Below are 23,800 nucleotides of genomic sequence, written 5' to 3'. Positions count from 1 at the left end.
TAAGTAAGCATTAGTTTTGAGATAAGTTTTCGCTAGCACGATACTTATCTATCGGGAAAAGATGAAAGCCCCAGTCGAGAGACTGGGGCTTTTTTTATGTTTGGTTCGTTTGTAAAACGGATTGAGAGGCAATAGCTCTGCTACTTAATATGAGCTGAGCCAGTCATGTTCAATTGGAATAGGGAGTTAAACCTCTGCCGCGACAACTCGCCCACTGAAGTAGTCATTCGAGACAATGTATTCGGTTGTTCTGGTCAGCTCGTCTTGCAGCTGCGCCCAGTGACATCGGTTGAGCTTGCCATCGGAGTTATGAACGGCGGGAACAACGCCACCGACTCGAATGCCAAAGGGAGTCAGCTCTTTCGCCCAACTATGGGTAAAGCCAGTGATCATTGAGTTTGCGCTCTCTAAGCCAGACACATCGTGAAAGTCATCATGAGATATCACATTCACAATCACGCCTTCCTTATCTTCCTCTCGCAATCTCTCAGCACTGATTTGCCCAAACTCGAACAGGGTCGATGCCATCGATGAGAGATCATTAATAAAGCTGCTCACAGGCTGATCGCCAATTAGGCTAGGCATTGGGGAGCTTATCCAGTTATTGACCAGCACATCGGGTGTCGTGTTGAAGGTGGTTTGAATAAAATCATATACGCTGAGAATCGCTTGGCTGTCATTGCCTTTGAGCGTGTAGTGGTAAACAGAGTCAGAAAACCGGGCACACTGTAGATACGTCGCTTTAAGTGCTTCCGTGTCTTTATCACAAAGGATGACGGTGGCTCCAAGGTTAACAAAGTGGTTCGCAATCGCCCCCCCCAGTCGCGAGCCGGCAGATGTCACCAATATGATTGAGCTTTTTATTTCCATCCCAGTACCTAAACAAATCGTCCATGTCGGATAAGGATGGGTTAAAATTTATACAACGGGTGTGAATTGGTTCAAACTAAGGTGTGCCAATTAATAAGTTTTTATGAACTTAGTGGCACGTCACATTTTGTAGTAACTTCAAGCGGTAACCGACATCAGGTGTTTTTAGGTTGCCTAAGGCTAGTGGTTCATATCATTCGTGTGAATACTTTGAAGTGTGCGAGTTAGTCGAAGAAGAGCTATGGATAGACAGCGAAAAAGGGAAAGGTAGGTGATCGCTATACTTGAGCTTGAATTTGATACCGACGTTGCGCGGTGGTTAGCTCATTGTAGAGCGTGGCATGTGGCAAATCAGGTAAATGCTTGTTTTCGAGTTTGCGTCGGTCATGACCAGAAAGGTTTTGGTAAACCTCTTCGGGTAAGTCGGCTGTATCTTCAGGCATGAAGGCAAGCGCTTCAGGTTTCAAGTAATGGCTGAGTTTGGCGCTGGCAAGGCTAGCTTGATGAAAATGATTAGATTGCTGAGCTGAAATCTCATATGAAGACTGGTTTGAACGCAGTTGTTGAGGTTCTGCTACGCCAAATTGTTTGCGCAGGCGATCTTCATTTGTCTCTGTGATTTCAATGGTGTCAATTGGCGTGCAATCACGGACATCATTAGAAAACATAGATAACAGCAACGCGAAATCTGCACGGCGACCTTGCTCAACCGCTTGGCTGATCCCGATGCCGAACTTCAGTTCGTTGATGATTCCTGCTTTGTCTAAAGTATGTATTTGCATGTCGCCTCTCATTGGATACACCTTTAACGGCATGGAGTCGGCAAACTTTAGTGTTTAATTACAGGCAAATAGAGAATTTATGTAGGGTTGGGAAGAAGGCTATCAATAGTTCGAGAAGTAAGCGCTATTGGCGGGTTTATTACGAAATGTTTAGATTTTGTGGAACACGACAGATACAAAAAAGCTCACGCCGAGGCATGAGCTTTCAATAGATAACTCGCTATAAATAGCGCAGCGTAAGCAATAATTACTTAGCTAGGTTCTCTTCTACGAAAGACCAGTTTACTAGGTTCCAGAATGCAGCCATGTAGTCAGGGCGAACATTGCGGAAATCGATGTAGTAAGCGTGTTCCCATAGGTCAACAGTTAGAAGTGGAGTAACACCTTCTTCTGTTAGAGGAGTAGCAGCGTTAGAAGTGTTAACGATGTCTAGAGAACCGTCAGCTTTCTTAACTAACCAAGTCCAAGAAGAACCGAAGTTGTTGATTGCTGAATCAGTGAATTTCGCTTTGAATTCTTCGAAAGAACCGAATGCAGCGTTGATAGCTTCTGCAACAGCGCCAGTTGGTTCGCCGCCCGCTTTAGGAGCAAGACAGTGCCAGTAGAACGTGTGGTTCCAGATTTGAGCAGCGTTATTGAAAACACCACCAGTAGAAGTCTTAACGATCTCTTCTAGTGTTTTGCCTTCAAACTCAGTACCTGGGATAAGGCCGTTTAGCTTAACAACGTAAGTGTTGTGGTGCTTACCGTGGTGGAAATCTAGCGTTTCTGCTGAGATGTGTGGTTCTAGCGCGTCTTTCGCGTAAGGAAGAGCCGGTAGTTCAAATGCCATTGCTCAATTCTCCATTGATATGAAAGAGTTAACTCTTTCGATTGCTTCCAGTGATATTATTATTCATGGCTCGCTATACTGCCAACCATGGTCAATTTGCTGACTTGCGATATAGTTTAGCAAGTTTTTACTTTATTAAAAGCTTATTTCATTACTTTTGTGTGAATTGTTAGCTTAGCTTGTTAACCGCTTTTTTTATATGGTTTTTATTCTTTTAGTTTGGGGTAGAATAAAGGCAATAAAAGCCGTAATCCATTAACGAGGAAGCAATGGAAACTATCGATAAAATCAAACAGCAAATTGAAGAAAACACTATTCTACTGTACATGAAAGGTTCTCCTAAGCTACCTAGCTGTGGTTTCTCTTCTCAAGCGTCTCAAGCTCTAATGGCATGTGGCGAAAAATTTGCTTACGTAGATATCCTACAAAACCCTGATATCCGTGCAGAGCTTCCTGCTTACGCACAGTGGCCAACTTTCCCACAACTTTGGGTTGAAGGTGAGCTAATCGGTGGTTGTGACATCATTCTTGAGATGTTCCAAAAAGGCGAACTTCAGCCAATCATCAAAGAAGCAGCGGCTAAAGTTGCTGGCGATGACGCTGAATAAGTTCTAGCCTTTGCGCTGAATAGTTAAAATGAGGGGCCTTAATCAGGCTCCTTTTTTGTTTGAATTGATCGAATCATTGACTCGATAAGGAATGAACAATGAACGTAAAACTTCATTATGTGCATGATCCAATGTGCAGCTGGTGTTGGGGTTACAAGCCAACACTTGAGTTATTGAAACAACAATTGCCTGCGAGCATTGAGTTTAACTATGTAGTGGGTGGTTTGGCCCCGGATTCTGATGAGCCAATGTCAGAAGAGATGAAAGGCAAGCTGCAAGCGATTTGGAAGCAGATCGAAGCTAAGTTGGGTACTGAGTTTAACCATGATTTTTGGACAGAGTGCCAACCTGTTCGCAGTACTTACCCTGCGTGCCGTGCCGTGATTGCTGCAGGTTTTCAAGACCACTACGAAGCGATGCTTGAAGCGATTCAACATGCTTACTACCTTCGTGCGATGTTGCCACATAGCCAAGACACACATTTGCAGTTGGCTGAAGAGCTAGGTATGAATGTTCAACAGTTTGAAAATGACCTTTCTAGCAAGTTATTGGAAAGTGAGTTAGATGACCAGCTAGGCTTTAAAGAAGCGATGGGTGTATTTTCTTACCCGACCTTAATGCTTGAAGTGAACGGCATCTTTAGTGAAGTTGAATTGGATTATCATTCAACGGAAGCGACGCTTAAGTCTATTCGCGAAATTTTAGTGAGTAATGCTCCCGCTGCGTAATTCAGCGAGAGTCATCTGTATTCGCAATGATTTCTAAGGCTTACTCATCAGAGTAAGCCTTTTTTGTTTGGTGTCGCTAGTTCAATGAGAGTGAGCGGAAGGAAGAGTAGAATGAATCTCAGAGACAAAAAAGACCGCACGAGGCGGTCTTTATAAAAGTGAGTGTAGGGCTCTTTAACTACAAACCTAATTACAGAACCATGGCTGCAATCCAACCGAATACGATCAGTGGGATGTTGTAGTGCAGGAATGTTGGAACTACGGTTTCCCATACGTGCTCGTGTTGACCATCAGCATTTAGACCAGACGTTGGACCTAATGTTGAGTCAGAAGCCGGAGAGCCCGCATCACCAAGTGCTGCAGCTGTACCTACTAGGGCGATTGTTGCCATAGGCGAGAAGCCAAATGCTGCTGCTAATGGAACGTAGATAGTTGCAAGGATTGGAATCGTAGAGAACGAAGAACCAATGCCCATAGTAACCAATAGACCAACAATTAGCATAAGTAGTGCTGCTAGAGGCTTGTTGTCGCCAATACTTGTTGAAAGTGCTTCAACCAGAGATTCAACGCCACCTGTTTGCTTCATAACTGCCGCGAAACCTGCCGCTGCAATCATGATGAAACCGATCATTGCCATCATGTGAACGCCCTTGGTGAAGACATCTTGTGTCTCTTTCCAAGCAATGACGCCACCGAAGGTAAATACCATGAAACCCGCTAGAGCACCGATGATCATAGAGCCCGTCGACAGTTGAACTGTTAGCGCAGCTACGATACCCGCCGCTGCAACTAAGATGTGCTTCTTGTTGATCTCTTTCACTTCTGTTGAAACAACAGTGTGAGAGGTTTCTTTGTATTGGCGAGGCTTACGGTAAGTAAAGAATACTGCAGTAAGGAGACCGAAGATCATGCCTGCTGCTGGTAACAACATTGCCATAGGTACTTGGCTTGCTACAACGTTTTCAAGACCATTGTCGTGAAGGTTTTTAAGCAGGATGTTGTTTAGGAAGATGCCACCAAAACCAATCGGTAACACCATGTAAGGTGTAATCAGACCAAAAGTCAGCACACACGCAACTAGACGACGGTCTAGGTTCATTTTTGCGAATACGCCTAGTAGAGGTGGGATTAAGATTGGGATGAAGGCGATATGTACCGGAATCACGTTTTGCGAAGACATGGTCACTAAGATCAACGACGCAAGCATGCCGTATTTAAGACCAGTCGATGCTGCACTGTTCTCTTTGCCGTGAATGCGTTTGATAACACTTTGAGCAAGGAGATCTGTGATACCAGAACGTGAGATAGCAACAGCGAATGTACCAAGCATAGCGTAGCTAAGTGCAATCGTTGCACCGCCGCCTAATCCACTTTCGAAAGCCGCGACTGCGTCGTTCAAGCTCATACCAGAGGCTACGCCACCGATAATTGCACTGAACGTCAGAGCAACGACTACGTTTACGCGCATCAAAGCTAAAACAAGCATGATGCAAACTGAAATTACAACAGGATTCATATTATTCTCGGGATGTTGTGTTTTTTATGAAGGCAATACGAAAAAACGTTTACCGACTCTATTTTTTATTCTTCGTCAACAAGAGGCCAACCACCAAGGGCTTTCCATTTGTTTACAATGCCGCAAAATAACTCTGTGGTTTTTTGCGTATCATACAAAGCAGAGTGTGCTTCTTTGTTGTCAAATTCCATCCCTGCAGTGCGGCAAGCTTTAGCCAAAACGGTTTGACCGTAGGCAAGACCACTAAGAGCTGCAGTGTCAAAAGTAGCAAATGGATGGAAAGGGACGCGTTTAAGCTTACAGCGCTCACTTGCCGCATTAACGAAGTTCAAATCGAATGTAGCGTTGTGAGCAACCATGATTGCACGACTGCAATCTGAAGCTTTTTGTTCTTTTCTCACTAGCTTGTAGATTTCTTTAAGGGCTTCTTGTTCCGACACAGCACCACGTAATGGGCTAAATGGGTCTTTAATTCCGTTAAAGTCTAATGCTGCCTGCTCTATATTTGCGCCTTCAAAAGGCTCAATGTGAAAATGAAGCGTTGATGCAGGGTGCAGATCTCCGTTCTCATCCATTTTTAATGTAATGGCACAGATTTCTAATAATGCATCGGTTTCAGCGTTAAACCCTGCGGTTTCCACGTCGATGACCACTGGAAAATAGCCGCGAAAGCGTTTTTTTAGGGTCAGAGCTTCGTTTTCTACAGTCATGTTAGCCCAAATAAGTGTGATTAAGGCTGCATTATTGCAGATAATAGCAGTGATAAAAACTAGGGAAGGGCAATAAATCTTAAATTACCCAACCCATTACGGCTTGATAATTGCATATTTAAACGTGAGAGAAAAATGCGGCAATTGGCTGCATTGTTAAACGAATTGCTTAAGAGATACTCCACTTTATGAAGAAACAACTCATAACAGGTTCAATGCTATTTTCGCTACTTGTGTCGTCATCGGTCATGGCACAAGAAAAGCGTTACGGAGCATCTCCTCAACAGTCGACATGGGAGATGGTAGCCAACACGCCACTTGAATGTCGCTTGGTCCACCCAATTCCAAACTTTGGTGATGCTGAGTTCTCATCTCGCGCGAGTAAAAAAATCATTTTGGACTTTGAGCTTAAAATGCGCCGTCCAATGGGTGCGACGCGCAATGTAAGCTTGATCTCTATGCCGCCACCTTGGCGTCCGGGTGAAAGTGCTGATCGTATGACAACCATTAAGTTCTTCCAGCAATTTGACGGCTATGTCGGCGGTCAAACAGCTTGGGGCATCTTGAGTGAGTTGGAGAAAGGGCGTTATCCGACATTCAGCTACCAAGAGTGGCAGAGCCGAGATCAACGTATCGAAGTGTCGTTGTCGTCGGTGTTGTTCCAAGAAAAATACAATGTGTTCAGTGACTGTGTTGCTAACCTGCTGCCTTACAGCTTTGAAGATATCTCTTTCACTATTTTGCATTACGACCGCAACAGCGATCAGCTGAATAAATCGTCGCGTAAAAGGCTGAGCCAGATTGCCGATTACGTTCGCTATAACCAAGACATCGACCTTGTGCTGGTGGCAACGTACACCGACTCTGTCGACAGCAAAGGGATTAGCCAAAACCTTTCAGAGCGCAGAGCAGAATCGTTAAGAGAGTACTTCAAATCTCTAGGCCTGCCAGAAGATCGTATCCAAGTGCAAGGCTATGGCAAGCGTCGTCCGATTGCGGACAATAACTCGCCAATTGGTAAAGATAAGAACCGACGTGTTGTGATCTCTTTAGGTCGCACACAGGTTTAAGCTAAACAACAGCTTGTTTTGAAATGACAAAGCCCGTCTTGATGACGGGCTTTTTTATGTTTTAAATTTGGAGTCGTTGTTTTAACGGAACTTGTTTAATTCAAGCGGAAGCGGGCGATCATTTCACAGTTGGTCGCGGTATCGATCTTTTCCACCATAGAGGCAATTTTAGGGTTTGGGTGGCGTTTCATGAAATCGATCAGCGCTTTCTTACAGCAACCAATAGAATCGATAAAGCTTGAACATTGAGTATTAGGGCACTGAGGGATCAGTGTGAGTACCTTTTCAGAAGCCAGTTGAAGATACTTGAGCTCGTATTCAGTGTCGCCAGCCCAACGCCAGAATTGAGCAAGATTGTGGCAAGAAATCACCGAGATCAGTAAGCGTTCATCGGCTTGAATATCGGTGCGTTCTGTAATTTCTTCACTTAAGTTCAAAGCCTGCTGATAATGAAGAATACTTCGTACAGGATCGTCGAGCTGCAATGCAGTATCGGCAAGTAACGTGTGTTTTTCCCATTCGCTAATCATTGTATTACCTCACTAATCAATAGGTGGTTAATTTAAATGATAATCATTATCATGTAAAGTTTCATCAATGAGATTGTTAAGAATAATTGGTGAAGCATATCGATTATGGGGAGAGTGATAAAAAAGAAGCGAGCATAGTGCTCGCTTCTTTTTTATTTCATCAGGCGTTCAAACTCAACTTCTCAAAGAGGTTAAGGAATTAACCTTCTAGACCTGCGCTTGCTTGTTTGTTCTGAATCAGCTCAATCATGTAGCCATCAGGATCTTTAACGAACGCAATGTGTGTAGAGCCGCCTTTAACCGGACCCGCTTCTCGCGTTACGTTGCCGCCAGCTGCTTTAATCGCATCACACGTTGTGTAGATGTCATCAACACCGATAGCAACGTGACCAAAAGCAGAGCCAAGATCGTATTCCGTGGTGCCCCAGTTGTAAGTCAGCTCAATCACTGCGCCTTGAGATTCGTCGCCAAAGCCAACGAAAGCCAGTGTGTATTCGTACTCTTTGTTTTCGTTCTTACGTAATAGCTGCATGCCCATTACATTGGTGTAGAACTCGATAGACTTGTCTAGATCACCCACGCGTAGCATGGTGTGTAAAATACGACCGTTTGACATGATTTGCTCCTAGCTTGTTATTGGTTGTTTCTTTTATAGCACTATATATGAGCAAGCTCATAAGCAACACCAAAGAGATGATGAGTTTGGTCATATTTTCTTATTCTCATCATCTATCTTACTCTCCCCCTCTGCCTTTTTTCTTATTTGTATTACAAGAAATTAAAGAGCGACGGCCTTATTAATTTGTCAGTCACTAGCGCTTAATTCGCAGTTTTGCATAAATAGTAAGTTTGAGTGTTGGTCTTTTTTGTAATGGCCAAGAATGGCCTTGGTTGTTGAATTGTGACTTATATCTCCATCTTGTTGCTGATTTCCTTTCGTTTTTACAATTGGCATCTAACTTTCCATTTTATCAATTTATGATTACGCCAACATCTCCCTGTTTATAGAAAGGTTATTCCGATGTTTTACTTCGTTATTAAGGAATTTTCGATAAAATACGCCGATAACCAATGGTTTTTACGAAAGTGCAAAGGGTGTCTATTTTTTGTGCTTATCTTTTTTAAACAATAGTTTGGGCTTGTATTGTTTGTTTTATGTTTGATGTTTGATGTGGTTGTGTTTTCAAAGTAGTTGTCAAGTGTGTATCAAGTGTATCTTTTGCGATCTTTGCTAAATAGACAATCCTTACTATATAGTTTTTCAAGCGTACCAAATCGACTAAATATTCACTTTTGATTTGTGCGATTTTTCTATCACATAAGAATAGGTATTATTTTATTACATTAGCCTCGGCGTGAGGCATTGATGTGGAGTACTCAAATGACGAGTAAATGGTTTACACAACAAAGTTCAGATGTTTTAAACGAACTGAACGCAGATCAAACGACAGGTTTATCAACTTCTGAAGCGGATGCACGCTTAGAGAAGCACGGCACTAACGAACTGACTGCACAAGAGTCAGCTTCTGCGTGGGAACTGTATATTCATCAATATAAAAACCCACTGATTTTTATTCTAGCTGTTGGTGCAATCGTTTCTTGGTCTACTGGCCACGCGATTGATGCTATTGCTATTGCAGTGATTATCCTTATCAATACTGGTATCGCGTTCTGGCAAGAATTTAAAGCTCAGAAAGGGATGGAAGCGCTAAAAGAAATGGCAGCTCCAGAAGCCGAAGTGATGCGCGATGGTAAATGGATCAGTGTTCCAGCTAAAACCCTCGTTCCTGGTGACATCATCAAAATTAATACTGGCGATATTCTGCCTGCTGATGTTCGTATTCTTGAGTCAAACCGTCTGACGGTAGATGAGGCTGCACTGACCGGTGAATCTGAGCCAGTGAATAAGCAGTCTGAACGCCTTGAAGATGAGACCCTTGGTCTTGGCGATCAGAAGAACATGGGCTTCATGACAACAATCGTGACTACAGGTACAGGCCTTGCTGTGGTAACAAGCACAGGTATGCAAACTGAAGTTGGTCACATCGCTGATATGATGAACCAAACGGAAGAGACGAAAACACCAATGCAAGAGCGTATGGACACCATCGCACTCGCATTATTGGTTGTTGCTCTTGTGGTTGTTGCTATTGTTTGTGCTATCGGTGTTTACCACGGTATGCCATGGTTAGAAATCCTAACAACAGGTATCTCTTTATCGGTTGCCGCTATTCCTGAAGGTTTACCAACGGTGGTTACTATCGTATTAACGATGGGCTCGACTAAGATGGTTAAGAATAATGCTTTGGCTAAACAGCTAGCAGCAATCGAAACGCTTGGTTCTACAACCGTTATCTGTTCAGATAAAACCGGTACGCTAACACAAAACCAAATGCAGGTGATGAAAGCGTACGATGTGTCTGGTCGTTACTGGGATGTGTCAGGTAAAGGTTTTGATCCTAAGGGCGAATTCATTACCAAAGGTCACAATGTCGAAGCGACAAACAGCCCTGCAATGATGAAAGGTCTTGTTGTTGCAACGCTTTGTAACGATGCTGAATATGTAAATGCTGATGGTAAATGGACGGTTCGTGGCAACCCGACAGAAGGTGCACTAATTGTTGCAGCTGCAAAAGCAGGTCTTAAACAAGATGAAATGCTATCAACGGGTGGCTACTCAATCGTTAAGAAGTTCCCGTTCGATTCTGGTCGTAAGATGGCTTCTGTTATCGTTCGTGACCCACAAGGTAAGCACTTCCTAGCATTGAAAGGTGCGCCAGATGTTGTTCTTGGTAAATCAACCAGCTTCATGGTTGACGGTGGTTTCGTACCAACGGTTGGCTGTGAAGTTTCAGGCAACTTGGCTCTCGATACCGCACCGTCTCAAGAGCTTCATTTAAACTTTGAAGCGGCAATCCAAACCTTTGGTGGTGATGCTCTGCGTACACTTGCCGTTGGTTTCCGTGAATTAAAAGAAGAAGAGCTTGAGTTAGATTTCCCTGAGCTTGAAAAAGACGTCAGCATCCTGGGTATCTATGGCATCATGGATCCACCACGCCCAGAAGTACGCGATGCAGTAAATAGCTGTTATAGCGCTGGTGTTCGTACGGTAATGATTACCGGTGACCACGCAGTCACGGCAGCAGCGATTGCTCGTGAAATCGGAATCATCCGTAGCGAAGACGATCTAGTGGTAACGGGTGCTGAGCTTGACCAAATGGATGACGAGAAGCTGTTGTCTATCTGTTCTCAGGTTGCAGTATTTGCCCGTGTTACTCCAGAGCACAAGCTGCGTATCGTAAAAGCGCAGCAAGAGAACAATGAAGTTGCCTCTATGACCGGTGACGGCGTGAACGATGCGCCAGCACTGCGTCGTGCAGACATTGGTGTTGCGATGGGTATTACAGGTACGTCTGTTGCGAAAGACTCAGGTGACCTTATCCTGTTGGATGACAACTTCAGTACTATCGTGAAGGCGGTACGTCAGGGTCGTCAAATTTTCGATAACCTACGTAAGTTTATCCGCCAAGCACTTACAGCGAACGTGGGTGAGGTTTCGGTAATCCTATTTGCATTCCTACTCATGGGACCAGATGTAGTACTTCCGCTAACTCCACTAATGATTTTATGGGTTAACCTCGTTTCTGATGGTCTACCAGCACTCGCACTCGGTGTTGAGCCAGAAGAGAAAGATCTCATGGAGCGTAAGCCAGGCAAACGTGACCAAGGCTTCTTCTCTAATGGTCTAGGCGCTCGTATCCTAACTCGTGGTCTCGCATTAGGTGGTCTAAGCTTTGTGACATTCTCTTACGCACTCGACGGTGGTTACAGTGCTCAATACGCACAAACCGTTGCGTTTTTAACACTGATCTTTGCTCAACTTTGGAGCTTGTTCGATGCACGTACGTTTACAACGATTTATCGTAAGAATCCGTTCACTAACCACTACCTACTTGGTGCGGTGGCAGTATCGGCTATCTTGTCTTTAAGCGTTGTGTACACAAGCTTCGGTCAGTTGGTATTCAGCACAGAAGCGCTAGAGTTTAATCACTTAATATCGTTAATCTTCATTGCAGCAGTACCAACATTTGTTCTATCTGCTATCAAAGAAGTGACTAAAGTGGAGTTTATCTAAGACAGACTTCTTAGCTAAATAATTGAATCCCGCCATAAAAGGCGGGATTTTTTATGCCTGTTGTCTTGGGAACGCAGAATTAGAAGTGAAAACTTATGTAGAGGCGGATTCTAGAGAGTGGCAATAAAAAAGCAGCGCTTTAAGCGCTGCCGTATTGATTAATCGTTGTGAACGGAAAGACTAATCTTCGCTCTTTTCTTTGAATTCACAGAGGTCTTCAATGATACAGCTGCCACAGCGTGGTTTACGTGCGACACAGGTGTAACGTCCATGAAGAATGAGCCAATGGTGGACATCCAGTTTGAATTCTTTTGGGATAACTTTAAGTAGTTTTGCTTCGACATCGTCGACGGTTTTACCCATCGCTAGCTTAGTGCGGTTTGATACACGATAGATGTGAGTATCAACGGCAATGGTTGGCCAACCGAATGCGGTATTTAACACTACGTTTGCTGTTTTACGACCGACACCTGGAAGGGCTTCTAATGCAGCGCGATCTTCCGGTACTTCACCATTATGTAGGTCAAGCAGCATACGACACGTTTTGATGGTGTTTTCTGCTTTTGAGTTAAATAGGCCGATGGTCTTGATATACTCTTTTAAGCCATCAACACCTAGGTCGAAAATTGCTTGCGGAGTGTTGGCTAAAGGGTACAGCTTATCCGTCGCCTTGTTCACGCTGACATCGGTTGCTTGTGCAGACAATAGAACGGCAATCAGCAGCTCGAATGGGCTGTTCCAGTTAAGCTCAGTCTCTGGCTTTGGATTGTTTTCTCTTAAACGCTCAAGTATTTCTACTCGTTTTACATTGTTCATAGCGACATTACTTTCAAATAGTTAGGGCATGAAGCTTGGATTGCTTCTGCTTTATCATCGGTTACGCGCTCTTATGAGCGTCATTATTATATGTACTGTTTAGATCTGATTTCCCCCGCTGAGTGGTTGAGCTAACTCAGCGAGGTTTAAGCTAATTTAACTTATTAGGCATTGGTAACGCGAGCGCGTTCAATGACTGGTTTTTCTTGTTTTGGTTGTCTAGATTTTGCTTGGTTATCGATGATATTTTTCAAAGCAATTAAGAAACCAACACCAATGAAGGCACCCGGTGGAAGCAGGGCTAACAAGAAGCTGTTATCAAATTGGAATATCTGGATTCGTAACACCGAAGCCCAGTCACCAAGCAGCAGGTCTGCGCCATCAAATAGGGTCCCGTTACCAATAATCTCACGCATCGCACCTAACACGACCAATACTGATGTCATGCCTAGACCCATCCAGAAACCATCTTGAGCCGCTGGTAGCACTTCATTTTTTGAAGCGAAGGCTTCCGCACGACCAATGATGATGCAGTTGGTTACGATCAGCGGGATGAAGATACCCAAAGAGAGGTAAAGCCCATAGGCGTAAGCGTTCATCAGCAATTGAACACAGGTTACTAGCGAGGCAATGATCATTACGAATACTGGGATACGTACTTCTTTTGGCACATGATTACGAACCAAAGAAACAGAAACGTTTGAGCCGACCAGTACAAGCAAGGTAGCAATGCCTAGCCCAAGTGCGTTAGTGACTGTTGACGATACAGCCAGCAGCGGACATAACCCAAGAAGTTGCACTAGGGCAGGGTTATTGGCCCACATGCCATTTTTGATCAATGTTTTATGGTCACTCATTATTCACCACCACAATTTAGAGGTTGAGCAAGCAATGCTTGGTTGTTTTGGTTAACGTACTGGACCGCTTGTTTGACTGACTTCACGACTGCTCTTGGCGTGATAGTAGCGCCAGTAAACTGGTCAAAATCACCACCGTCTTTACGAACCTTCCAACGGTCTAGATTAGAATCCGTCACTTGCTTACCTGCAAACGAAAGAATCCAATCACTCACACGCAGATCAATCTTATCACCCAAGCCCGGAGTCTCTTGGTGAGAAAGCACGCGAGTACCTAAAATAGTACCGTCAGTTTTCATTCCAACAATGACTTTAATCGCGCCATTGTAGCCGTCTGGTGCAATCGCTTCGATCGCAATCGCGCTTGGCTCACCATTAAGCTTAGCAATGTAAGCCGGCATCGCTTGCTCAGTACCAAGCTCTTCTGCTTGAACCAAAGTACAAGACGAAAACAGCTCGTTGTCGTGCTGATCGTCTGGGATCACTTGGTTAAGAACAGACAGTAACTGAGCCTGTTCTTGTTGTTTGATCTGATCTTTGGTCAGGTAGTGAGTTACCGCGACCAAACCCGTCGAAGCACACGCAAAAATCGCGAGTACAAGGCCGTTTTTCTTAATTGCATTTAGCATGGTATCCGCTCCCTTAGTGACCGTATGTGCGAGGTTTGGTGTAGTAGTCAATCAGTGGAACACACATGTTGGCTAACAATACAGCAAACGCCACGCCATCAGGGAAACCACCCCAACTGCGGATGATAAAGACTAAACCGCCGATCAGAGCGCCAAACACTAAGCGACCTTTGACTGTCGTGGATGCTGAAACTGGGTCGGTTGCAATAAAGAATGCACCAAGCATAGTCGCGCCAGACAGAAGGTGAATGGTTGGAGAAGCGGTTTCACCAGGAGTGAGCACTAAGAACACTAAGCTAAACAGAGTAAGACTGCCGATGAAAGCCACAGGGATATACCATTGAATAACACGTTGCTTAATCAGCACTAAACCGCCGATTAGGTAAGCAAGGTTTACCCACTCCCAGTCTACGCCAGCTAACCAACTAAATTGAGGTTGAGATAGTGCTTCTGAGGCAGTATTGCCTGCCGTTAATGCCGTTTTGAATGCATCAAGCGGCGTCGCCATTGTGGTGCCATCAATGCCAAGGCGTGCTTGTTGCAGAGACAAACCTTCGTTATTGAAGCCAGTAAAGATCATCAAGAATGAGTCAATAAAGCTTGTTGCTTCTGCTGTCAGGCTCGCGGGAGCATTCCAACTGGTCATTTGAACTGGGAATGAAATCAGCAAAACAACGTAAGCGACCATCGCAGGGTTAAATGGGTTCTGCCCTAGGCCGCCGTATAAGTGTTTCGCGATAATAATAGCGAAGAACATACCAATGACGAGGATCCACCACGGAGAGTGTGGGGGAATCGCGACACTCAGTAGCCAAGCGGTTACAACAGCACTGTAATCACGCAGTGCCATTACTGGCGGGCGTTTTCTCAATAGCATGACGGCTGCTTCAAAGGTAACAGCAAGTGCAATAGCAAATACTAACTGGATGAGGGTACCCCATCCAAAGAAGTAGGTTTGAGCTAGTAGACCTGGCAATGCACAAATAGCCACCCATTTCATTAGATCTGGGGTGCTTCTACGGCTATGCGCGTGCGGTGAGCTGGCGATAAAGAAGGCCACTACTCTTTCTCCTCATTGTTCTTTTTATCTAGCTCTTGCTGTGCTTTTCTTGCTTTAGCACGAGCAATAGCGGCAGCAACGGCTGCTTTTTTAGGATCGACTGGTTCTTGTTGAGTTTCAGCTTCAACTTCAATCACTGGCTCAGGAGTTTCTGCTGTTTCGTCTTGCTTAGCCTGCTGTGCTTTCTTGGCTTTAGCACGAGCAATCGCGGCGGCAACTGCAGCTTTCTTAGGATCGACTGACTCTTGTTGAGTTTCAGCTTCCACTTCAACCACTGGCTCAGGAGTTTCTGCCGTTTCGTCTTGCTTAGCTTGTTGAGCTTTCTTCGCTTTAGCACGAGCAATCGCAGCAGCGACGGCATCTTTCTTAGCGTCGCCAGAGCTTTCAGCTGGAGCTTCACTTTCGGTTTGAGCAGCTGATTCTGCTTGTTGGGCTTTTTTCGCTTTAGCACGAGCGATAGCTGCAGCAACGGCGTCTTTTTTAGCGTCGCCAGTACTTTCAACTGGAGCCTCGGAAGCTGAACCTGCTTGTTGTGCTTTCTTGGCTTTAGCACGAGCAATAGCCGCAGCAACAGCAGCTTTCTTAGGGTCGACTTGCTCCGATTGAGTCTCGGTTTCAACTTCAACCACTGGTTCAGATGTTTCTGCTTGCTTCGCTTGCTGGGCTTTTTTGGCTTTAGCACGAGCGATAGCGGCAGTAACAGCATCTTTCTTGGCATCGCCGGATTTTTCAGCAGGAGCTTCAGCAGCAGATTCAGCTTGTTGAGCTTTCTTGGCTTTAGCACGAGCAATGGCCGCAGCGACAGCATCTTTCTTAGCATCGCCAGAGCTTTCAACAGGAGCATCCGAAGCAGATTCCGCTTGCTGTGCTTTCTTCGCTTTAGCGCGAGCAATCGCAGCAGCAACGGCGTCTTTCTTCGTATCGCCTGAGCTTTCTGCAGGAGTATCGGCTGCTGCTTGTTGTGCCTTGCGCTCTCTCGCTTGACGCTTGCGCTCTTCACGCAGTTTAGACATTTCAGAGTTGTCTGGTTCAGCGCCTTCCGCTTTTTGAGCTGCAGCTTGTTTCGCTTTTGCCTTCGCAATAGCGGCAGCAACCGCAGGTTTCACTGCTGGTTCTTCATTCGGAGCCTGATCCGCAGCGGCTTTTTGTGCTTTAACACGAGCAATCGCAGCAGCAATAGCATCATCACCGCCGGATGTTTTCATATCTTTACGGCGGTTATCTGCGGCTTTTTTAAAGCGGTTTTCACGTTCGGCTTTATCACGCTCCATACGAGCGTTCTTCTCTTCAAAACGAATCTTGGCGCGTTCTGCAGCAGCGGCTTCATCTTTTCGAGTTTTGATTTCAGCTTTTGCTTGGCGATAGTACTGAACAAGAGGGATTTCGCTTGGGCAGACAAATGCACATGCACCACATTCAATACAGTCTTTAATATTTAGCTCTTCACACTTATCTAACTCGTTGGCTTTTGCATGCCATTGCAGTTGTTGAGGAAGAAGTGATGCGGGGCAGGCTTCGGCACATGCGCTGCAACGAATACATTCCATCTCGTAAGTGCTTGGTGAAATCTCACGACGCGTTGGCGCTAAAATACAGTTCGACGTTTTAGTGATTGGCACATTGGCATGCGGCAAGGTAAAGCCCATCATCGGGCCGCCCAAAATTAAACGCGGCAGTTTTTTATCTGCTTTGTAGCCAAACTCTTCAAGTAACTCATGTACTGGTGTGCCTAATAGCGCCCAAACGTTACGAGGTTGCTTAAAGGTTTTACCGGTTAATGTCACAACGCGGTTAACCACAGGTTCGCCGTCAATTACCGCTCGCTTAATCGAGTAAAGAGAGCCGACGTTCTGAACCAAAACACCAATGTCTGCAGGAATGCCGCCAGCTGGAACCTCTTTGTTGGTGAGGATCTTGATAAGTTGCTTCTCACCACCAGAAGGGTATTTGGTTGGGATAACGCGAATGACGATATCTTTGTCTTTCGCTGCAATCTCAAGTGCTTTTATCGCATCTGGTTTGTTGTCTTCAATGCCGATAACCGTCAGCTTTGGTTGAAGAATGTGTTCAACCACTTCGATGCCTTTTAATACTTCGTCGGCATGTTCTTGAAGCAACTTGTCATCAGAGGTGATGTAAGGTTCACATTCCGCAGCGTTGACGATCAAAATGTCGGTACGACCTAAGCCTGATTGAAGCTTCTTAGCCGTAGGGAAACCTGCGCCGCCCATGCCTGAAATACCAGCTTGGCGAATCACATCAAGCAGTTCGTCAGAAGTCTTTGTCGAAAAATCTTCAACTGGATTTTTTTCAATCCAAGTGTCTAGGCCATCAGGTTTAATAACCACGCATATTTCGCTCAAGCCTGAAGGGTGAGCGGTAGTTCGCGGTTCGATAGCGGTAATCACACCCGATGTTGGTGCGTGTACTGGCAAAGTAAAACCTGTGTCTAAGGCTGTAAGTTGCTGACCTTTTAACACAGTGTCGCCAGCAGCAACCAATAGGTTCCCCGGCTTACCGATGTGCTGTTTCACAGGAAGAACGATTTCTTCTGGAAGCCTTGCATGGACGATATCAGTAGTATTCGACTGTTTCTTGTTTTCAGCAGGGTGCACGCCACCAGGGAAGTTCCAAATAGAGCCCGTGCGAATTTGTTCAATTAAAGAGATCATACTAACCCTATGCTTTAGGCTCTGACGCAGTCGCATCAGTCGCTTGGTTAGTGATATCAGTAACAGGGATGATGTTCATCTGCCATTTCCAATTTTCAGTCGTTGTTGCCACTGGAATCATTTCAATACAGTCAGTAGGGCACGGTGCGACACATAGATCACAACCTGTACATTCATCTTTAATTACTGTGTGCAGTGCCTTGGTGCCACCAACAATGGCGTCAACAGGGCAGGCTTGAATACACTTGGTACAGCCGATACACATATCTTCGTGAATGAAGGCAACGGTTTTTACTTTGTTATCTAAGTCATGAGCGGAGTCTTCAACTTCTACGCCCATTAAATCTGCTAGCTTCTCAATGGTTGCTTGGCCGCCCGGAGGACATTTGTTGATCTTGTCTCCGTTAGCGATCGCCTCTGCGTATGGGCGACAGCCAGGGTAGCCACACTGGCCACATTGAGTTTGCGGTAAAATGGTGTCGATTTGATCGACGATAGGATCGGCTTCAACTTTAAAGCGGATAGAAGCAAAGCCCAAAATAGCGCCAAAAACAGCGGCTAAAACGGCTAGCGCAATGATCGCAATTAAAATGGTACTCATGCTTATTTCACCAACCCAGTAAAGCCCATAAATGCCAAAGACATTAAGCCTGCTGTGATCATCGCAATCGATGCGCCTTTGAAGGGCATTGGAACATCAGCAACCGCAATACGTTCACGCATCGCAGCAAATAGGATCAATACAAGAGAGAAACCCACCGCAGCGCCAAAACCATAGATGATCGACTGAATGAAGTTGTGGTTTTCATTGATGTTCAAAAGTGCCACACCTAATACCGCACAGTTGGTGGTGATAAGAGGCAGGAAGATACCCAATAGGCGATAAAGAGTCGGGCTGGTTTTGTGAACGACCATTTCCGTAAATTGAACGACCACCGCGATAACCAAAATGAAGCTCATGGTACGCAGGTATTCAATACCCAGAGGGGTAAGGATGTAGGTTTCTACTAGGTATGCAGATACCGACGCTAACGTCAGAACGAAAGTCGTCGCGAGGCCCATGCCAATCGCAGTCTCCAGTTTCTTGGAGACTCCCATGAAAGGACATAGCCCTAAAAATTTCACTAGCACAAAGTTATTGACCAGCACTGTGCCAACCAACAACAAAAGGTATTCGGTCATAATGGATTAATTCTTGAGATTCCGATCCCGATATTATCCTGCTTTGCTCACCTAATAACAACCAAGGATCACTAGGGATTTAGACACTTGGTGAAAAAAACATCAGGTAATCGATTGATTATTAAAGTTACCGTAAGTATAGACGGCCAATTTTTACTTCGTGAGACAAGTTTGTAGGAGTAGTTGAATTGGATCTTTCATAAGATCATTCTTGAATTGAACTCGATTTGCTTCCTACGAATAGGGTCATATTTGTGGCTTTTTGTGCTCAGAACTATCAAAAAGAGGAGTGAAAGAGGCGAGTAAAATACGAGCCCAAAGCACTAAAACGCAAAAAGCCGCATCGAGTGATGCGGCTTCTTTAAATTTGGCCCCCTTGTCGAGACTTGAACGCGGGCGGCTAGGTTTGTGACATTAACTTGGAACAAGTTAGTCGCAGTTATATACGAAAAAAGCCCAATCTTTCGATTGAGCTTTTTTCTGAATTTGGCTCCCCTTGCAAGACTTGAACTTGCGACATACGGATTAACAGTCCGCCGTTCTACCAACTGAACTAAAGGGGAATTGCTTGTTAGCGACGCGAATTCTAATAATTGTCCGGATTTCTGTCAATAAAAAATATCAGAAAAAAGTAAGATAAAAAACTTTACTTTCTTGAACGCCTTATAGGATTTAGCTTTGCTTTAGTTATCCACCAAAATTGTGGATAAGTGTGTGTGTGAAACTTTAACAACAATAATCGGGATAAATCGAAAAATGTAAAAACCTTATCTAACGTAATGTATTTAAAAGATTTATAGCAAAATGTCGCAATTGTATAACTTTTGTAGATTATAAAACGAACAGTAAAACAAGCGGTATTTTTAGGTTTTTTGGGGAAAAGTAGTGGATTAAAATTCGAGTAATTTAGCTGGGGAAACTTTGCAGGGCACGGATAATACCAAGTTCTAAAAATAAAAGCTATAACTGATCTCTGATCTTAAGATGCATTTCTCTAGATAATTGTTGCAACGACACTCCTCCTAGAGTGACAATGACCTGATTAAAAAAACAGTATGGAAATGGCGACCTATGAGTAAACTCTTTGACTTGGTATCGGACTACAGCCCGTCCGGTGATCAGCCGACAGCGATAACCAAATTACTAGACGGATTAGATTCTGGTTTGGCACATCAAACTCTACTAGGGGTAACGGGCTCAGGTAAAACCTTTACCCTTGCCAACGTCATTTCCCAATCTCAAAGACCTGCGATTCTGTTAGCGCCTAACAAGACATTGGCGGCTCAACTTTACGGTGAGATGAAATCTTTCTTTCCAAACAATGCCGTTGAGTATTTCGTTTCTTACTACGATTACTACCAACCTGAAGCCTACGTTCCAACCACGGACACGTTCATCGAGAAAGATGCGTCTGTGAACGCTCATATCGAACAAATGAGGCTTTCGGCAACCAAAGCCTTATTAGAACGAAAAGACGCCATCATTGTGGCTTCTGTGTCGGCTATCTACGGTCTGGGTGATCCTAAGTCTTATTTGAAGATGATGCTTCATTTGAGTCGTGGCGAGGTGATGGATCAGCGAGACATCCTGCGTCGATTGGCTGAGCTGCAATATTCAAGAAACGATGTCGCCTTTGAACGTGGTCAGTTCCGTGTTCGTGGTGAGGTGATTGATATCTTTCCGGCTGAATCTGACCAAGATGCGGTTCGAATTGAGATGTTCGATGACGAAGTGGACTGCATTAGTATTTTTGATCCTCTGACTGGTGCGGTGAAACAAAGAGACTTGCCGCGCTTTACGGTTTATCCAAAAACTCACTATGTAACGCCAAGAGAAAAAATCCTTGAGGCGATTGAGAACATCAAGGACGAACTGCGCGATCGTGCTCAATACTTAAAAGACAACAATAAGCTTTTGGAAGAGCAGCGTATCTCTCAAAGAACTCAGTTTGATATTGAGATGATGACTGAGCTTGGCTTCTGTTCCGGTATCGAAAACTATTCACGATACTTGAGCGGCCGTGCGGAAGGGGAAGCGCCGCCAACGTTATTTGACTACCTGCCTGATGATGGTTTGCTGATCATCGATGAGTCACACGTGACTGTGCCGCAAATTGGTGCGATGTATAAAGGTGACCGTTCTCGTAAAGAAACCTTGGTCGAGTTTGGTTTTAGACTGCCTTCTGCATTGGATAACCGTCCAATGAAGTTTGAAGAATTTGAGTCTATAGCCCCACAAACGATTTTTGTGTCGGCAACACCAGGTAATTACGAGATTGAAAAATCAGATGGCGAGATTGCTGATCAAGTGGTACGTCCTACTGGTCTGTTAGACCCAATCATCGAAGTAAGACCTGTCGCGACGCAGGTGGATGACTTGCTGTCTGAAATCAGAATCCGTTCAGTGAAAGAAGAGCGTGTTTTGGTTACCACGTTGACCAAGAGAATGGCAGAAGACTTAACCGAATACCTAAGTGAGCACGGCGTTAAAGTGCGTTACTTGCACTCGGATATCGATACCGTTGAGCGTGTAGAGATCATCCGAGACCTACGTTTGGGCAAGTTCGATGTGTTAGTGGGCATTAACTTACTTCGTGAAGGTTTGGATATGCCTGAAGTGTCGCTGGTGGCGATTCTTGATGCAGATAAAGAGGGCTTCTTGCGTTCTGAGCGTTCTCTGATTCAAACCATTGGTCGTGCTGCGCGTAACTTGGAAGGTCGAGCGATCCTTTATGGTGATTCGATTACTAAGTCGATGAGAAAAGCGATTGATGAAACCGATCGTCGTCGTGAGAAGCAGCAAGCATACAATGAAGAGCAAGGCATCACGCCGCAAGCGTTGAAACGTAATATCAAAGACATTATGGAGCTAGGTGATCTAACCAAGTCGAAGCAGCAGCGCCAATCGAAACAAGTTCCACTATCTAAGGTGGCAGAGCCTTCTGAAAGTTATGTAGTACTTACGCCGCAACAGCTTGATAAAGAGATCAGCAAGCTAGAATCTGCGATGTATCAGCATGCTCAGAATCTGGAATTTGAATTGGCCGCACAGAAGCGTGATGAAATTGAGCAGTTAAGAAAGCAGTTTATTACCAACAGCTAATCTCACTTTTCGCTCGAGAATTGATCCCCCTCAACACAAGAATTGAGAGTGTTTCAGACAAAAAAACAGCCAGTAGTAAATGTTCTACTGGCTTACGTTTGTGAACAATCGGTCCACTAACAACGTCAGTTGGCTAGGTGACCCGAAGGCCATTTATACCGTTGCATCGTTCGTGCCAGATAGATAAAACATTGATTGTTTGAAGCAAGTAAAAAAACACACTACAAATACTGTGGCTAATTTGCATAATGCAAAGCGGAATGCGACTATAATAAGAAATGCAAATTATAAATGGCTAGGATATGCAATCAAAAACGCTAGATAACAAATCGAAGTATTTGTTGATGGTAGAGGATACCGCTTCGGTAGCAGCTTTATATCGCTCGTATCTTACACCGCTCGAAATTGATATCAACATTGTCGGCACTGGCCGCGATGCAATCGAGAGTTTGAATCATCGAATCCCAGACCTTATTTTATTAGATCTACGTCTGCCTGATATGACGGGTATGGACGTACTATTTGCTGTAAAACAAAAATACCCTGAAGTTCCAGTTATCTTCATGACGGCTCACGGCTCTATCGATACCGCTGTAGAAGCGATGCGTCATGGCTCTCAAGATTTCCTTATCAAACCGTGTGAAGCCGACCGACTCCGTATTACGGTGAATAATGCGATCCGCAAAGCCACCAAACTTAAAAATAGCTCGGAACACCCGGGAAACCAGAACTACCAAGGTTTTATCGGCAGCAGCCAAACCATGCAGCAGGTTTACCGAACTATCGATTCTGCTGCATCGAGTAAGGCGAGCATTTTCATTACTGGTGAAAGTGGTACCGGTAAAGAGGTATGTGCAGAAGCCATTCATGCGGCGAGTAAGCGTGGCGATAAGCCGTTCATCGCGATTAACTGTGCCGCTATCCCTAAAGACCTGATTGAAAGTGAGCTGTTTGGCCACGTTAAAGGTGCCTTTACCGGTGCTGCGACCGATCGCCAAGGTGCTGCTGAGCTTGCTGATGGTGGAACACTGTTCCTTGATGAACTGTGCGAAATGGACTTAGAGCTGCAAACCAAGCTGCTGCGCTTTATCCAAACCGGTACTTTCCAAAAAGTCGGCTCTTCGAAGATGAAGAGTGTCGACGTTCGTTTTGTGTGTGCGACCAACCGTGACCCTTGGAAAGAAGTACAAGAAGGTCGCTTTAGAGAAGATTTATACTATCGTTTATACGTGATTCCATTGCACTTGCCGCCATTGCGTGAGCGTGGTGAAGATGTCATCGAGATCGCGTATTCTCTGCTAGGCTATATGTCGGTCGAGGAGGGGAAGGCGTTTGTACGTTTTGCTCAGGAAGTACTTGATCGCTTTAATCAATATGAGTGGCCGGGTAACGTTCGTCAGCTACAAAACGTGTTGCGGAACGTGGTGGTTTTGAATAACGGCAAAGAGATTACTCTCAACATGCTTCCACCACCGTTGAACCAACCGATTGAAAACAGTCTGCGATTGAAAGAGAAGCAGAATGAAGACATCACGGTAAAAGATATTTTCCCATTGTGGATCACTGAGAAAACGGCTATCGAGCAGGCCATTAAAGCGTGTGATGGCAACATCCCTCGTGCGGCAGGTTTCTTAGATGTCAGTCCATCGACGATATACCGTAAGTTGCAAACGTGGAATGCGAAGCAGTAATCAACAAACA

20 protein-coding genes and 1 tRNA gene are annotated in these 23,800 nt (G+C 44.8%); 6 read left to right on the top strand and 15 right to left on the bottom strand.

What is annotated here, in order from left to right:
* Positions 1–186: 186 nt before the first annotated feature.
* From AB4185_RS02695 to sodB, 3 genes are all read right to left on the bottom strand, one after another.
* Positions 187–870, bottom strand: coding sequence for an SDR family oxidoreductase (locus AB4185_RS02695; protein ID WP_372107080.1), 684 nt, complete (start codon positions 868–870; stop codon positions 187–189).
* A gap of 278 nt (positions 871–1,148) precedes the next feature.
* Positions 1,149–1,652 carry a VC2046/SO_2500 family protein gene (locus AB4185_RS02690; RefSeq protein WP_372107079.1) on the bottom strand — a complete coding sequence of 168 codons (504 nt, stop codon included), beginning with the start codon at positions 1,650–1,652 and terminating at the stop codon, positions 1,149–1,151.
* A 247-nt stretch (positions 1,653–1,899) separates the two neighbouring features.
* Positions 1,900–2,484, bottom strand: a complete 585-nt coding sequence (gene sodB, locus AB4185_RS02685) for a superoxide dismutase [Fe] (protein WP_004734050.1) — start codon at positions 2,482–2,484, stop codon at positions 1,900–1,902.
* Between the two features lie 269 nt (positions 2,485–2,753).
* Between sodB and AB4185_RS02680 the strand changes: the two genes are divergently transcribed.
* Complete coding sequence (locus tag AB4185_RS02680; RefSeq protein WP_004741702.1) at positions 2,754–3,092, top strand: Grx4 family monothiol glutaredoxin; 339 nt, start codon at positions 2,754–2,756, stop codon at positions 3,090–3,092.
* Between the two features lie 98 nt (positions 3,093–3,190).
* Positions 3,191–3,820, top strand: coding sequence for a DsbA family protein (locus tag AB4185_RS02675; RefSeq protein ID WP_017061180.1), 630 nt, complete (start codon positions 3,191–3,193; stop codon positions 3,818–3,820).
* A gap of 190 nt (positions 3,821–4,010) precedes the next feature.
* On the opposite strand, the gene AB4185_RS02670 is transcribed toward AB4185_RS02675, so the two are convergent.
* Together AB4185_RS02670 and rnt are read right to left on the bottom strand one after the other, a co-directional pair.
* The gene (locus AB4185_RS02670; protein WP_029235135.1) at positions 4,011–5,336 is read right to left on the bottom strand and encodes a Na+/H+ antiporter family protein; all 1,326 of its coding nucleotides are present in this window, start codon (positions 5,334–5,336) and stop codon (positions 4,011–4,013) included.
* A gap of 65 nt (positions 5,337–5,401) precedes the next feature.
* Positions 5,402–6,046 (bottom strand): ribonuclease T, encoded by a 645-nt coding sequence (gene rnt / locus AB4185_RS02665; protein WP_017061178.1) that lies wholly within the window; start codon positions 6,044–6,046, stop codon positions 5,402–5,404.
* A 188-nt stretch (positions 6,047–6,234) separates the two neighbouring features.
* Between rnt and motY the strand changes: the two genes are divergently transcribed.
* Positions 6,235–7,116 carry a flagellar protein MotY gene (gene motY / locus AB4185_RS02660; RefSeq protein WP_017063457.1) on the top strand — a complete coding sequence of 294 codons (882 nt, stop codon included), beginning with the start codon at positions 6,235–6,237 and terminating at the stop codon, positions 7,114–7,116.
* A gap of 95 nt (positions 7,117–7,211) precedes the next feature.
* Here the strand turns inward: motY and AB4185_RS02655 are convergent, their stop codons facing one another.
* Together AB4185_RS02655 and gloA are read right to left on the bottom strand one after the other, a co-directional pair.
* On the bottom strand, positions 7,212–7,646 hold the full coding sequence (locus AB4185_RS02655) for a DUF2753 domain-containing protein (protein ID WP_004734047.1): 435 nt from the start codon (positions 7,644–7,646) through the stop codon (positions 7,212–7,214).
* A gap of 199 nt (positions 7,647–7,845) precedes the next feature.
* Positions 7,846–8,262 carry a lactoylglutathione lyase gene (gene gloA / locus AB4185_RS02650; RefSeq protein WP_004734046.1) on the bottom strand — a complete coding sequence of 139 codons (417 nt, stop codon included), beginning with the start codon at positions 8,260–8,262 and terminating at the stop codon, positions 7,846–7,848.
* Between the two features lie 765 nt (positions 8,263–9,027).
* Here gloA and AB4185_RS02645 point away from each other — a divergent pair.
* On the top strand, positions 9,028–11,781 hold the full coding sequence (locus AB4185_RS02645; RefSeq protein ID WP_102321073.1) for a cation-transporting P-type ATPase: 2,754 nt from the start codon (positions 9,028–9,030) through the stop codon (positions 11,779–11,781).
* 180 nt (positions 11,782–11,961) lie between these two features.
* Here the strand turns inward: AB4185_RS02645 and nth are convergent, their stop codons facing one another.
* From nth to AB4185_RS02605, 8 genes are all read right to left on the bottom strand, one after another.
* The gene (gene nth / locus AB4185_RS02640; RefSeq protein ID WP_017061172.1) at positions 11,962–12,597 is read right to left on the bottom strand and encodes an endonuclease III; all 636 of its coding nucleotides are present in this window, start codon (positions 12,595–12,597) and stop codon (positions 11,962–11,964) included.
* Between the two features lie 164 nt (positions 12,598–12,761).
* The gene (locus AB4185_RS02635) at positions 12,762–13,454 is read right to left on the bottom strand and encodes an electron transport complex subunit E (protein WP_012603531.1); all 693 of its coding nucleotides are present in this window, start codon (positions 13,452–13,454) and stop codon (positions 12,762–12,764) included.
* Positions 13,454–14,083, bottom strand: a complete 630-nt coding sequence (gene rsxG / locus AB4185_RS02630) for an electron transport complex subunit RsxG (RefSeq protein ID WP_372134790.1) — start codon at positions 14,081–14,083, stop codon at positions 13,454–13,456. Before rsxG ends, AB4185_RS02635 begins: the two co-directional genes overlap by 1 nt.
* Before the next feature lie 13 nt (positions 14,084–14,096).
* Positions 14,097–15,143, bottom strand: a complete 1,047-nt coding sequence (gene rsxD / locus AB4185_RS02625) for an electron transport complex subunit RsxD (protein ID WP_372134788.1) — start codon at positions 15,141–15,143, stop codon at positions 14,097–14,099.
* A complete protein-coding gene (gene rsxC / locus AB4185_RS02620; RefSeq protein ID WP_372134786.1) occupies positions 15,143–17,815 on the bottom strand; it encodes an electron transport complex subunit RsxC in 2,673 nt (890 codons plus the stop codon). The genes rsxD and rsxC overlap by 1 nt, the downstream gene beginning before the upstream one ends.
* 7 nt (positions 17,816–17,822) lie before the next feature.
* Positions 17,823–18,416 carry an electron transport complex subunit RsxB gene (gene rsxB / locus AB4185_RS02615; protein WP_004734040.1) on the bottom strand — a complete coding sequence of 198 codons (594 nt, stop codon included), beginning with the start codon at positions 18,414–18,416 and terminating at the stop codon, positions 17,823–17,825.
* Positions 18,417–18,418: 2 nt separating this feature from the next.
* Positions 18,419–18,997, bottom strand: coding sequence for an electron transport complex subunit RsxA (rsxA, locus tag AB4185_RS02610; protein WP_004734039.1), 579 nt, complete (start codon positions 18,995–18,997; stop codon positions 18,419–18,421).
* Between the two features lie 487 nt (positions 18,998–19,484).
* Positions 19,485–19,560: transfer RNA gene (locus AB4185_RS02605), tRNA-Asn, on the bottom strand.
* A gap of 508 nt (positions 19,561–20,068) precedes the next feature.
* Here AB4185_RS02605 and uvrB point away from each other — a divergent pair.
* Positions 20,069–22,099, top strand: coding sequence for an excinuclease ABC subunit UvrB (uvrB, locus tag AB4185_RS02600; RefSeq protein WP_372102871.1), 2,031 nt, complete (start codon positions 20,069–20,071; stop codon positions 22,097–22,099).
* 302 nt (positions 22,100–22,401) lie between these two features.
* The gene (luxO, locus tag AB4185_RS02595) at positions 22,402–23,790 is read left to right on the top strand and encodes a quorum-sensing sigma-54 dependent transcriptional regulator LuxO (protein WP_004734031.1); all 1,389 of its coding nucleotides are present in this window, start codon (positions 22,402–22,404) and stop codon (positions 23,788–23,790) included.
* The last annotated feature ends 10 nt before the right edge of the window (positions 23,791–23,800 follow it).

The organism is Vibrio sp. 10N.286.48.F5 (assembly GCF_041469785.1).
In the GTDB taxonomy this organism is placed as follows: Bacteria; Pseudomonadota; Gammaproteobacteria; order Enterobacterales; family Vibrionaceae; genus Vibrio; species Vibrio crassostreae_C.
Note: the sequence above shows the minus strand (reverse complement) of the source record. Positions and strands in the feature narration are given on the sequence as shown.